A 12779-nucleotide genomic window follows, 5' to 3' on the forward strand; every position below is an offset into this window, starting at 1 on the left:
CAAACGTATTTTTATATTGAAAAATACTACAACTCAGTAAGAAGGCATGGCACCCTAGGGTATAAAAGTCCCATGCAGTACGAACAAGTTAATTAAACCCCGTGTCTACTTTATCGGGGTCAGATCACGCGGCTGATCGCTGACGGCTGAAAGCTGATAGCTGATAGCTCTGTGTTGGGTTTCGCTCAGCTCTACCCAACCTACGCCAGGCCTTTAAACTTCCCCCTTGCAACTAGCAATTCACGACCCAATTTACCCTTTGTTGCAATTTTAATCTTGGTTTAGTACCTGAGCTATGTAAAACTATTTGCGTTTTTAAACCACAATCAGGTGACATGAATGTCTCAAATAAAAGCTTGGAAACTTATTAGCCTGTTTTGTTTGGTAAGCTTGCTTATGGGCTGTGAGTCGAAAGAAGAGCAGCTGAAACAAACAATACAACAATCCATAGAAAAAGCTGAAGTTGAATTAAATCAACTCGGTACAGCGCTTGATAATGGCTCTTTGCGTAATGCGACGATACTTAAACAATACGGCAAGGTGCTTGCTGAGCAGCAACCGCAACTTTCTGAGATCGCCCGTGTAATTAGTCTTGATGCCACTCGTGAAGGGGCTATTTATTCAGGTCTTACACAACGCTTAGCAGATGTGAAGTCTACTTATCTAATACCACCCTATGAAGATACGCTTCATCAACTTGACCTCATTCGTGATGCTGCCAAACCGTCTTTATTTCAAGATGCGCTTACCGATCCTATCAATATGCTTGCTGATATGTCGCAGGGGTCACTAGCACGGGTTGGTGCAATTAGTGAAGCTGCTGAAGGCGAAAGTGTTGGTAACCAGTTAGTTGGCAACCCTAACTATGGGCAGTGGCAAACGAATAGCAGTGGTACCAGCTTTTGGGTTTGGTACGGTATGTATCGTATGTTGGGCGATGTATTCGACCGAGTTGAATATGGTCGCTGGAGTCGTCATAGAAAGTATAGCTATTACAATGATTATGGCCGTTATCGTTATTCGAGCCCTAAGCAGATTAAAGCACAACAAACGGTAGAGACACGAACTCGACAGTCTTATCAACGCCAAGGTAAACAATTCACTAGTCCGTATGCCAAGAAACGTAGTGGCGCATCAGGATTAAGCCGTAGCAGCTATACGCCGCCACGCACACGTAGTAGCTATGCTTCTAGCAGTAGTTACAGTAAAAGCTCTGGGTCATTACGTAACAGCTCGAGCAGAACATCACGTGGCATTAGCCGCGGTAAGTAGTGAAAAGAATAACCACCGGAGTTACAACACATGTATGAATTTAATGGAATAACAACTTGGTCGTTGCAAGCTTTAGCAATCGACTTTGCAATCATTATCGCTTTATTTGTCAGCCTAAAATTTATCAAAGGCTGGGTATCTAACTTACACGCTAATGATGAAATAACTGAGCGTGACAATTTTGCTTTTGGTATTAGCTTTGCGGCAGGACTTGTGGCACTTGCTATTGTTCTTAGTGGCGTGAGCAGCGGCTCATTTGCACCGACTTTACAACAAGAAGCATTACAAATGCTAGGTTATGGTGTGATGGCGATTGTGCTTATCAAGCTAGGTCACTTCTTCCAAGACAAAGTAGCGCTTCGTAAAGTGAGCCTGCATGACGAAATCGTAAAAGGTAATGCTACTGCTGCACTCATTGATTTTGGCCATGTTGTTAGTGTGGCGATTGTTATTCGCTCAGCTTTATTTTGGGTTGCGACCGAAGGCTGGCATGGTATTCCAATTGTGATCGCAGCTTTTGCCATTGGCAGCATTGCGATGCTACTAATCAGTCAATATCGCGTGCAGTTATTCAAGCATACTAATCGCAGTGGTGATTGCTTACAGCAAGCGGTTATTGACGGTAACTTAGCAGTAGGTATTCGTTATGCTGGCTTTTTAGTAGGTAGTGCATTGGCATTAACTGCTGCATCAGGTATTGCTCCTTATGCGGCTGACAACATTGTTGCTAGTTTAGGATACTGGGCATTAAGTGCAGCAGTGAGTTTAGTGGCTTTCATTTTACTACACTTAGTGACTATCAAAATCATTCTATCTGGTTGTGATATTTCAGATGAAGTGAACCGCCAGAAGAACGTAGGTGTAGCAGCAATCTCTGCAGCAATCTCATTTGCGATTGGTTCGACTATGGCAACCTTGTTAGGTGCCTAATTAAGTGTCTACTACAACAAGCGCCCCAAGTAGAGCCAATCTACTTGGGCATGATTTCCTATTAATAACTGTTATGGCCGTACTCGCTGGGTGCGGCCTTATTTATGAGTACCTGCTATCTCATTATGCTGGTCGTGTCTTAGGCTCAGTCGAGAGTGCCATTTATGCCATGATCGGCACCATGATTGTCGCTATGGGTATCGGTGCTTTTTTAGCGCGATGGTTTAAAGATGCGTTTACTGCTTTCGCATGGCTAGAGAGTATTATTGCTTTGGTCGGCATGGGCTGTATTTTAGCGATAGCGAGCGTTATCGCTGTCAGTTATTCACTGCCGCATATCTTCTCCGAAATTTTTAACCTGCCAGCAGATACTGTACTTAATGGCTATGTATTTGAAAAGCTACAAGAGTGGTCACGTTTCTTACCTTATGTGTTTGGTCTATTACTTGGGCTATTAATTGGTATGGAAATCCCGCTGATTGCGCGTATTCGCCAGCAAGTTTATGGGCGCTTTTTAGAGAACAATGCGGGTACTATTTACGGGGCGGATTATATCGGTGCCGGTGTCGGTGCTGCTATTTGGGTGAGCATTATGCTTGCGATGCCAATTATGCAAGCAGCAGCTTGGACGGCGTTGTTTAATATTATTGCCGGTCTCGTGTTTCTATGGCGCTATCATCAACATGTTCGCTTCGCTAAGCTACTGTTAGTTTGTCATGTACTGTTGTTGGTGTTTTTTGCGTTTGTGCTTGTGCTTGGCACCAGCTGGATGAAAAATCTAAGCAATGTTTTATACAAAGATAAAGTCATCTACTCGCAAGCAACTAAGTATCAGCATTTGGTGTTAACTGAGCGTTTGAGTCGCAATCAGCCCAATGCAATTACTGATCTTTACCTCAATGGTCGTTTACAGTTCTCAAGTGTGGATGAGCAAATTTATCATTCTATGCTTGTCTATCCTGCTATGTTGGCCTCAAATCGCCATGACCGCGTGTTGATCATCGGTGGCGGTGACGGGCTTGCATTACGTGATGTTTTGAAGTGGCCAGTAGAGTATGTCACCTTGGTTGACTTAGATGGTCAGTTGTTAAACTTATTTGGTAATGATGTTGGCGATTATGATGCGCCAGAGAAAATCAGAACACGTTTAACAGCGTTAAATAAACACTCTATGAGCGATCCTCGTGCTGATATTCGCATTGCAGATGCCTTTTTAGAGGTCGAAGCAATGCTTGCTAAAGGCGAGCGCTTTGACACTATTTTAATTGACCTACCAGACCCTAATCACCCAGATCTTAATAAGATGTACAGTGACTATTTTTACAATCATGTGCGTCAGTTATTGGCGCCTGACGGGGCTGTGGCCGTGCAATCAACATCGCCTTATCATGCGAAGAAAGCATTTTTGAGTATTGCTAAAACAATGAAAGCTGCTGGCTTTGGTTATGTTGAGCAATACCAACAAAATATCCCTTCGTTTGGTCAATGGGGTTGGACTATCGCGACTACCGCTGGCAAATCAGCAAGTCAGCGAATTCGTGAAACTAACGAATTACCGGTGCCATCGCGTTGGGTAAGCAAAGAATATTTATTGGCTTCTTTTGTGTTTCCGAATCATTTTTTTGAACAAGTAAACACGATTGAAGTCAATAGATTAGGTTCAGGAACCTTATATGATTATTACCGCCAAGCGTGGCAAGTTGAAACCGAATTGTACAAAAATTGATATTTTATAGTTGACATAATATGTCGGCTATGCAAATCTTAACCCAGACATAATATGTCAAAACGTAAAAAGGTGAGACATGGAATTAAATGAACTATCAATCAAACTGGCTTCTTTTGAAACAGAGGGTGTGAGCTTTGAGTCTTTCTTGATTGCCAACGAAGGTGAGCAAGATGTGTTACAAGTTATCGTCGATGGGAATGATGAGTTACCTATCTTTGTTACTCAAACAGAAGAGCAATTACTGTGTATTAGCTACCTGTTTGCTGAAGACGAAGTACAAGCAGATATGCGTAATGAGTTAAACGAAACGTTACTACGTTTAAATGTACCAATCCCATTAAGCGCATTTGCAAAAATTGATGATAAATACGCTATTTTTGGCGCGTTATCGGTTAATTCATCGTTTGATGATATTACCCATGAGTTGGTAACACTGGCAGACAATGCGATTGATGCACTTGAAGCCGTGACCATTTATTTAAACGATTAATTAGCAATTTCTGGAGTTAAGATTATGAGTATTTTAAAGAAACTATTTACAGCTGTACGTGGTGGCGCTCGTGAAGCAGGACAAGCAATTGTTGATGCAAACGGTATCCGTATCTTTGAACAAGAAATTGCTGATGCACAAAATGCCTTACAACGCGCTAAGAAAAGCCTGACCGAAGTAATGGCAAAAGAGATGCAAACGAAGCGTAAAATTAGCGCACTAGATGCATCAATTGCTGAACATGAAGCGTATGCAGGCCAAGCACTTGAAAAAGGTAACGAAGCTCTTGCATTAGAAATCGCTGAAAAAATCGGTGATTTTGAAGCTGAAAAAGCAGAGCACGAAGAAGTGTTAGCTGGTTTTAGTAACCACATTGTGCAACTAAAGCAGCAAGTTAAAGAAGCTGAAAAGTCGATTAAAGAAAACCAACGTCAATTAACAATGGTTAAAACGACTGAAAGTGTGCAGCAAGCAACAATGGCTGTAAACAGCACGCTAAATACGAACAGCTCATCAATGACATCAGCACGTGAGTCTCTAGAGCGTATTAAACAACGCCAGCAAGACCGCCAAGATCAGTTAGGTGCGGCTAAGCAATTAGAAGCAGATACTAATGGCGATGATTTAAAAGCGAAAATGGCTGAAGCGGGTATTGGTGATACCAACCCGAAAAGCGCAGATATTTTGGCGCGTATTAAAGCAAAACAAAATAGCTAATCAGTTAACGGAAAGACAAAAGGTAACCCACGCACTGGGTTACCTTTTTTGCTTCAACAAGGAGTCAGCCAATGTTTAACTTTTTCAAATCTAAAAAAGCCCCAGAGCGTCAGCTTACTGATCCAAGCCAATTACTCGTTGGTGATATGCTAACTGTGATTGATTCGTTCGCTTACCCAAGCTGGTTAAAAGGACAGACACTGCGTGTTATTGATGTGCAAACGTATCAGTACCAACGTAGTGCAGAGTATGAGCTGGTACTCGAGAGTGAATCTGGCCAAGTGGTGTTTTTGCAAATTGAATCAGATGACGGTGAGCAATGGGCAAACTTTGCGATCAAAATTCAACGCGACGATGTTGATGAGATTTTTACCCTTGATGAGTTCGCTCGTATTTTTGATGAAGACGAATTAACGGCAATTAATGTACAAAATAGCCCGGAGCGTTTTAGTCACTTTTTAGCCTCGAGCTACAAACAATCAGAAGCACCTTATGTGTGTTATTTCCATAATAAGGACTACCGTAATAAGCCTTTACCTCGTTATGAAGACGAAGGTGGTGAGCCGTGTGAAATGATCTGTTTAAGCTCTGACGATGAATCGCATAGTTTAAATATTGAGATTTGGGAAGGCGGTGAAACAGAGGTATCACTGACGTTAACCAGACCAATTAGCGATATTGTTGACTTATTTCCTGGGGATGCCAAGTGAGTGATGCAAAAGCCAAATGGCAGCGTCAGGAGCAAGCCGTTAGAGCCACGCAAATGGCGTTTGATTTAAGCTCTGAAGTGCAAAAATCAATTAAGAAGCAAGCCATTGACCAAGAGCTTACGCCATCAGATATGATCCGTAAGATTTTGGAGCTCGACGTTAAGTCGAAAAAAACCAGACAACGCTTATCGTTTAACTTAAATGATGAAGAGATTGCTTTATTGGCTGAGCGTTTTGGCGTTGCAGCCGATGATAAGCGTGCTGTGAAGCAGCGCGTGGCTGAATTACTCATTGAACACAGTAAAAAAAGCTAAGGTTTTGCCTTTACTTCTTTAAGCCCTTACACTGAGACTAGATGTTTTAAAGAAGTGGCATGACTGTGGATATTATTTTACTTGCGTATTTAGTTATTTTTGCATTATTTGGCACTGCAGCAAGTTACTTTGTTCGCTACATTTATGCTTACTGGGTGCATAATACAATGCAGGTTAAATACATATATAAGGCCGGGATTTGTATCATCAGCGTGGTGATAGTATCCGGCCTTATTGCATTATTTACTTAATCTCGATTGCTTGGCACTGCTGTGAAATACACAGCGATTGTACAGGCAGAACTGGTGAGCAATCGTTAACAGTTAATGCTTGATCAGATGACTTCTCAGCCGCTGTAATTCGCTCTGCAAGTTGCTCTGCTTGCTCTTGTGTGTTGTTTAACGTTGAATAAACCACATAGCGACTTGGGCCACCACATGCCCGCTCACCAACTTCTAACACTTTACATTGAAAGCTCGCAGTACAGCTATTATTACTAACGATATCGTTCAGCTGATCATTTAAATCACCTAGATCAACGCGTGCAGAGCTACCCGACGTTGTTGTTTCGCAACCGCTTAAAGCAATGCTTGCTAACACAGTTGTGGTGATGAAAAGTTTCTTGAAAGTCGATGAACGAACCATTATTGCTTATTCCTTAGTATACACTTGCCGCTGAGCCTTCGATTCTAACACAAGTATTCTCAGAACACTGCGCACCTGGTGCGGTTAGATGCTGACAAATACTCATCATGTCGTTTGCTGCGTTAAATTGCTTTTCAAGGGCGGTGATATCTTTTGCAAGTTTTTCAACCTCAGCAGTGTCAGCTGTTTTGGTTGAATAAACAATGAAACTACTTGGGCCGCCACAAGCACGACTACCAACTGGTAATACTTTACATTGGCTGCTGCTATCACAGCTTGGATCATCGATTAATTGTTTAAGTTGCTCATGGGCTGAGCTAATAGTGGCTTTATCTGGGGCTGCTTTGGTCACTTTTTCAGTGTTTTTTATTTCAACGGCTTTTGGTGCCTCGACAAGTTTATTGCTTGTAGCCGTCGATTCGGCTTGCTCATTAGTTGCAGCGTCCGAGCACGCAGTTAATAACACAGGAAATAAAATTGCCAATAGTGGATAGCGCATAACATACCTAAAAATCGTTGAATAAGTACTCACTATCATACACATTGCTCAAAGCGGAGCAATAAAAACGTTTTCTTTCAGTAAGTAGCTCTGTATTCACAGAGCTACAAAAAGATAAAAGTTTATACCACTTTACAATAAGCGGGTATTACAAACCACCTTGGGTTAGTTTGGCGGGGTTCAGTAACTCGCTCAGTTCTTCGCGCGAAATATCCGTATGCTCTGCAGCAACATCAATAATAGGGCGACCTTCTTGATAAGCTAATTTGGCAATTTTTGCTGCTTTGCTATAGCCGATCACCGGATTAAGCGCGGTAACTAGAATTGGGTTTTTAGCGAGCGCTTTATCAACATTGCTTTGGTTTACTTTAAAGCTGGCAATCGCTTTATCTGCCAGTGCTTCACTGCTATTCGCCAGCAGTTCGATACTTTGCAAAATGTTTAAGGCAATCACAGGCAGCATTACATTGAGCTCAAAGTTACCCGCTTGACCAGCTACTGTAATGGTAGCGTCATTGCCAATGACTTGTGCGCTGACCATAGCGGCAGCTTCAGGGATCACGGGGTTTACTTTACCCGGCATAATTGATGAGCCCGGTTGTAAAGCCTCAAGCTCAATTTCACCAAGACCTGCAAGAGGGCCAGAGTTCATCCAGCGTAAGTCATTGGCTATTTTCATTTGTGCTACAGCAAGTACCTTTAGCTGGCCTGACAGCGCAACAATGGCGTCTTGTGAGCCGATGTTATAAAAGAAGTTTTTACTTGGGCTAAAGCGAATACCTACATTCTCACTCAAGTGTTGGCAAAACTCACCAGCAAACGCTGGATCGGCATTAATACCAGTACCAACCGCTGTGCCACCTTGTGCAAGTTCACAAACTCGCTCGAGTGCTTGGCGAATACCAGTCATTGCATGATCCACTTGTAACTGCCATGCAGCCAGTGTTTGTGCAAAACTCACAGGCATTGCATCCATTAAATGAGTGCGACCGGTTTTAACAATATGGCCTACTTCGGCTTGTTTGCTTTGTAGGCTTTGACTGAGTTTATCGAGTTTAGGAAACAGCTCATAAATGATGTTAATAGCGCTACTTACAGCAATCGCAGTGGGGATCACATCATTTGAGCTTTGTCCCATGTTCACATCATCGTTGGGGTGAATGGTTTCCCCTGCAAACTGGCTCGCCAGCGTTGCTATAACTTCATTGGCATTCATATTTGAGCTAGTGCCAGAGCCTGTCTGAAATACATCAACAGGAAACTCTGAAAAATGTTTACCGTCAATGACCTCTTGGCATGCTTGCTCAATGGCTTTGGCTTTACCTTGGCTCAAATGGCCTAAAGCAGCATTACTTTGAGCGGCAGCTTGCTTAATGTAGGCGAGGGCGGTGATAAATTGCTTAGGCATGGCTAAGCCACTAATTTGAAAATTGTTGATAGCGCGTTGCGTTTGAGCTTGATACAACGCATTGGCAGGGACTTGTAGCTCACCCATGCTATCTGATTCGGTTCTAAATTGGCTCATAAACACTCCTAAATCGGGTTAAATTCTTGGCTGAGAAGGCACGCTTCTCGCTCCAAACTGAAATACTTTTCAATACAGTTATGAGTTTTGTAGTAACGCTTTAGCGCAAGTTGCGGTTTATAAAGCTGAGCCAAACATTGTTTACGAATTGCATTATGCACTAATGAATCACACATCTTTTCAAGTAGTTCATGAAAGGTGCGTCTTAGATACAGCTCTTGCAAAATAAAGTTGTGATGCTTTTCGTAATAGCGTGCAATGTTTAAACCCGCTTCAACATAGTTAGCAACAAGCGCAGGGGCATGTAACCCAGGTCTTTGGCAAACACATTTCATTTGCCGCTGATAATGGAGCATAGCATTGTGAGAGTGCATAGAAAACCGATTAACTGTAATGATAATTGTTATCATTACAGTTAATCGGTTTTAGTGCAAGTCTTATATAATGAAGCTAAGACTGAATGGATTAACTGTGTGTGATTAATTGTAGCCGAGAATAAAAATCTGGTCTGTTTCATGTTTTTTCGGCGCCTGTACATTTTCTTTGTTACATTGAGAAAGAAGATCGATCACGGTTGCTCTGTCGTCACAACTTGTTAAGGCGGCTTTTTCGCTTTCAGCTCGTTCGCTGGCTGCAAGTGCAGCATCTACAGCGGTGTAGGGTGAGATATACATAATATTGCTCCTATTGATTAATTCACTTAAGAAATAGCATAAGCTGTACCAATATTGATCAATAAATTTAACTAGTTGAAAATAATGGTTTTATATTTTTAACTAATAAATTCACCGCGACTTTATTATTTATTTTTGCTTTACTGTTGTGCACTAATTACCAAACATGGTGCACTAATTTGTATGGATAAACCCTTCTCTCAAGCCTGTGAAAACAACAAATTACCTATTTTAAACGTATTAGATGCGTTCTTTTCTGATGTGACGGACGTATTAGAAGTCGGCTCAGGTACTGGGCAACATAGTGTGCATTTTGCAACGCATTTAGCACATTTGCAGTGGCATTGTAGTGATCGCGAGGTTAATCACCCGGGGATTTTACAATGGCATCAAGAAGCTGATTTAACTAACTTGCATGCGCCACTCATACTCGACCTTAATGATCCTTGGCCGGTTGAAACAGTGAATGCTATTTTCACTGCCAATACAATGCACATTATTAGCTGGCCACTGGTGGAGCGCTTTTTCCAAGGTGTAGCAAAGCACTTAGCGCCTAAAGGTAAATTGTGTATTTATGGACCATTCAAGTACCAAGGTAAGTATACCAGTGCCAGTAATGCTGAATTCGATGCGTTTTTAAAACAGCAAGATGCACATAGTGCAATCCGTGATTTTGAAGCGATTTGCCAACTTGCAGAGCAAGCTGGCTTAACCTTTGTTGAAGATGTGCAAATGCCAGCGAATAACCAATTATTGCTGTTTAAAAGGCAGTAAGCTTTCGCATTGGTCTTTATAGAGCGCCATATGTTGGCGTTCTCTAGTAATAAAATCACTAATGGCAGCTGCAAACTCAGTGTGTTGAATATGATGCAGTGAATAGGTATTTACGGGCTTAAAACCGCGACTTATTTTATGCTCACCTTGCGCGCCAGAATGGAACTGCTTAAGTTTGTTGGTAATACAGTACTCAATACCTTGGTAATAGCAAAGCTCAAAGTGCAAACTATCAAGCTCATAGTTCGTTCCCCAGTATCGACCATATAAACAATTCTGATCTTTAAAGCTGAGTGTGGCAGCAATCACTTCTCCTTGATATTTAGCGAACATTAACACCAGTTTGTCGGCCATGCTTTGCTGTAATAGCTCAAAAAAGGCGGTATTCAAATAACCATTGTGGCCTGAGCGCTTCAAATAGGTTTGGCGGTAAAAATGACTAAATTGCTGCATGTGCTGTTTGCTGATGTCAGCACCTTCGAGCCATTCTACGGTTATCTGTTGTTCAGTTATTTTTGCGCGTTCTTTTTTGAGCGATTTACGCTTTCTTGCGGTGAGTGAAGCTAAAAAGTCCTCAAAGTCATTATAGCCTTCATTAAACCACTGAAACTGCACGCCATGACGTTGCATTACGGTGTTGCTAGTTAATGCAGTCGCTTGTTGCTGGTGGCAAAAATTTATATGCCAACCTGACCAGTCTAATTGCGCTGCTGTTGCTGTGAGTATGTGCTGAATGTACGCATAGACTTCAGCGAGCTTATTGTGATTTATACTAATTCGTTGCCCTGCAATAGGTGTGAATGGTACGCCACACAGCCATTTGGGGTAATACTCTAAGCCATGTTGTTGATAGGCTTCAGCCCAAGCCCAGTCAAATACATATTCACCATAAGAGTGGTGTTTTAGATACCCGGGTAGTAAGGCTATAACCTGTTCTTGCTGGTAAATTGCTAGGTGCATGGGTTGCCAGCCCGACGCTTCACTCACACAGCCTGCTTGTTCTAAAGCAGCTAAAAAAGCGTGATCAGTAAAGGGTGTATCATCGAAAAATGACTGCCATAGAGTGGCATCAATCTCGCTTATTTGATTAAACCAGCGGTGGCTAAACTTACTCATTGTGCAGCCGATTCAATATCTTTGATAAAATCGTTGATATGCATAGCAAGCTTATCGAAATAAGGGTTAAACGTGAGTCGTGCAAAGGGCTTGTGCGCTTGTAAATTTTCGGCTGTGCGTTCACCCATCACAACGTCTTTTTGGTATTTGCAGGCTGTATAAAGCGTGTCGTCATCTAAGTAGCTGCCGCAATTGCGATACAATGCTGTGCGACCGTAGTAAGGGTTGCTGGGTTTATTAACAATACCAATATGTGACATTCCTTTGATTTTTTTACAGTCATCGGTGTCGCAGTCATCACGAATTATTTGGTAATCAGCTGGAAAGCTAGCTGGAATGTTATTGTCATCACCATAGTATACAAGCCGATCAAGCTGATTATTCTTGCGCGTTTTTGGGTCGTGCAGCTTAGTTAAAATTTTAAAGGTCGCTTGGTTATCTATTGTGGTGTCAACATCACTAAAGGTGCTAAATATCGCTACATTAGGGAGGTGGCGATGACGTAGCTCATCAAGGCTAATACGGCTCATTGCTTCGTGACTAGCTGAGGCTGCACTAAATGGAAACGACTCATACTTGGCAAAATCAAGGTCCGCATCTTTATCAATCCAATTCACAAATGGAATCGCATCGACCCATTTCGCCAGCCAACCGTTTTTATTGTGTGGCTCGCTTGCGGGTGAAAACAACATAGCAGCCGTAATTTTATTATCGACCGGGCCTTGAGTTAAGTAATCAATAACCAGTGCAGCACCCGTTGAGTAGCCCCCTAATATCACCTGATCAAAGTCTTTTAATGTGCGCTCAATGGCATACACGCTAGCCTTTTGCCAATCATCGGCATCGATGTCTCTAAGTGCTGCAGGAGCGGTACCATGCCCAGGGAGTAAAATTGTGCGTACCGTATAACCTTGTTGATAATACACTTGTGCAAGGTCGTGATAGGTAAAGGGTGAGTCGGTTAAACCGTGGATCAAGAGCACCGCTTTACGGCTATCGGCCTGTTTAAGTTCAAATGGGCTTATTAAATCAGCAACAGTTGCGTTAGCTGGTCGAGCGCCTTGTGCAACAAGTTGCTGATAGGTGTCTGTGTAAACAGGGCATGGCAAACTAGCACGCGGGTTTTCGCTACTAATTTGCAGGTAAGCAGCGGTTAAATAGTCATTAAATGCTTGCTCGATATTATAACTAAAGGTGCTATGAGTGCGTGGCAATGGCTCTCTAAACAGCCCTTCGCGCTTACTTTTCATCATCAGTTCTTGGTCTTCAAGCTGAGTAAGGCAGGTTTGTTGTTGCGCCATTAATGAGCTGCTAAAGAGCCCACTGATGGCCCAAGAGATAGCAACTAAGTTGATGAATTTCATATTTTAAGCATCCTTTTAAA

Annotated in this window: 17 protein-coding genes; 10 read left to right on the forward strand and 7 right to left on the reverse strand. The window is 42.3% G+C overall.

What is annotated here, in order from left to right:
* Positions 1-15: 15 nt before the first annotated feature.
* The 9 genes from L1272_RS23230 to L1272_RS10105 all read left to right on the forward strand — a co-directional run bounded on the left by L1272_RS23230 (position 16) and on the right by L1272_RS10105 (position 6413).
* A complete protein-coding gene (locus tag L1272_RS23230) occupies positions 16-96 on the forward strand; it encodes an IS3 family transposase (protein ID WP_366035313.1) in 81 nt (26 codons plus the stop codon).
* 243 nt (positions 97-339) lie between these two features.
* Complete coding sequence (locus L1272_RS10070) at positions 340-1272, forward strand: hypothetical protein (RefSeq protein ID WP_054554600.1); 933 nt, start codon at positions 340-342, stop codon at positions 1270-1272.
* A 30-nt stretch (positions 1273-1302) separates the two neighbouring features.
* Positions 1303-2202, forward strand: a complete 900-nt coding sequence (locus tag L1272_RS10075) for a DUF350 domain-containing protein (RefSeq protein WP_199529855.1) — start codon at positions 1303-1305, stop codon at positions 2200-2202.
* A gap of 73 nt (positions 2203-2275) precedes the next feature.
* Entirely contained in the window at positions 2276-3928 is a 1653-nt protein-coding gene (locus tag L1272_RS10080) for a polyamine aminopropyltransferase (RefSeq protein ID WP_442961827.1), read from the forward strand.
* A gap of 79 nt (positions 3929-4007) precedes the next feature.
* Positions 4008-4421 (forward strand): YjfI family protein, encoded by a 414-nt coding sequence (locus L1272_RS10085; RefSeq protein ID WP_063700564.1) that lies wholly within the window; start codon positions 4008-4010, stop codon positions 4419-4421.
* Between the two features lie 24 nt (positions 4422-4445).
* Positions 4446-5138: a PspA/IM30 family protein gene (locus L1272_RS10090; protein ID WP_054554603.1), complete on the forward strand. Its 693-nt coding sequence runs from the start codon at positions 4446-4448 to the stop codon at positions 5136-5138.
* A gap of 71 nt (positions 5139-5209) precedes the next feature.
* On the forward strand, positions 5210-5848 hold the full coding sequence (locus L1272_RS10095; protein WP_055199258.1) for a hypothetical protein: 639 nt from the start codon (positions 5210-5212) through the stop codon (positions 5846-5848).
* Positions 5845-6162, forward strand: coding sequence for a hypothetical protein (locus L1272_RS10100; RefSeq protein WP_054554605.1), 318 nt, complete (start codon positions 5845-5847; stop codon positions 6160-6162). Before L1272_RS10095 ends, L1272_RS10100 begins: the two co-directional genes overlap by 4 nt.
* A gap of 65 nt (positions 6163-6227) precedes the next feature.
* On the forward strand, positions 6228-6413 hold the full coding sequence (locus L1272_RS10105; protein WP_054554683.1) for a hypothetical protein: 186 nt from the start codon (positions 6228-6230) through the stop codon (positions 6411-6413).
* On the opposite strand, the gene L1272_RS10110 is transcribed toward L1272_RS10105, so the two are convergent.
* From L1272_RS10110 to L1272_RS10130, 5 genes are all read right to left on the reverse strand, one after another.
* Positions 6406-6807 (reverse strand): hypothetical protein, encoded by a 402-nt coding sequence (locus L1272_RS10110; RefSeq protein WP_058585357.1) that lies wholly within the window; start codon positions 6805-6807, stop codon positions 6406-6408. The two genes, L1272_RS10105 and L1272_RS10110, sit on opposite strands and share 8 nt — an antisense overlap.
* Before the next feature lie 13 nt (positions 6808-6820).
* Positions 6821-7306 (reverse strand): hypothetical protein, encoded by a 486-nt coding sequence (locus L1272_RS10115; RefSeq protein WP_138618820.1) that lies wholly within the window; start codon positions 7304-7306, stop codon positions 6821-6823.
* A gap of 148 nt (positions 7307-7454) precedes the next feature.
* Positions 7455-8831, reverse strand: coding sequence for a class II fumarate hydratase (locus tag L1272_RS10120; RefSeq protein WP_138618818.1), 1377 nt, complete (start codon positions 8829-8831; stop codon positions 7455-7457).
* An 8-nt stretch (positions 8832-8839) separates the two neighbouring features.
* Positions 8840-9166 carry a hypothetical protein gene (locus L1272_RS10125; protein WP_058585360.1) on the reverse strand — a complete coding sequence of 109 codons (327 nt, stop codon included), beginning with the start codon at positions 9164-9166 and terminating at the stop codon, positions 8840-8842.
* 144 nt (positions 9167-9310) lie between these two features.
* Complete coding sequence (locus tag L1272_RS10130) at positions 9311-9505, reverse strand: hypothetical protein (protein ID WP_054554610.1); 195 nt, start codon at positions 9503-9505, stop codon at positions 9311-9313.
* A 183-nt stretch (positions 9506-9688) separates the two neighbouring features.
* Between L1272_RS10130 and L1272_RS10135 the strand changes: the two genes are divergently transcribed.
* Entirely contained in the window at positions 9689-10279 is a 591-nt protein-coding gene (locus L1272_RS10135) for a DUF938 domain-containing protein (protein ID WP_054554611.1), read from the forward strand.
* Here the strand turns inward: L1272_RS10135 and L1272_RS10140 are convergent.
* Complete coding sequence (locus L1272_RS10140) at positions 10256-11395, reverse strand: GNAT family N-acetyltransferase (RefSeq protein ID WP_138618816.1); 1140 nt, start codon at positions 11393-11395, stop codon at positions 10256-10258. The genes L1272_RS10135 and L1272_RS10140 overlap by 24 nt on opposite strands.
* Positions 11392-12759: an alpha/beta hydrolase gene (locus tag L1272_RS10145; protein WP_235373299.1), complete on the reverse strand. Its 1368-nt coding sequence runs from the start codon at positions 12757-12759 to the stop codon at positions 11392-11394. Before L1272_RS10145 ends, L1272_RS10140 begins: the two co-directional genes overlap by 4 nt.
* Positions 12760-12779 lie beyond the last annotated feature (20 nt).

Source organism: Pseudoalteromonas sp. PAST1 (genome assembly GCF_021532515.1).
Classification (GTDB): domain Bacteria; phylum Pseudomonadota; class Gammaproteobacteria; order Enterobacterales; family Alteromonadaceae; genus Pseudoalteromonas; species Pseudoalteromonas simplex.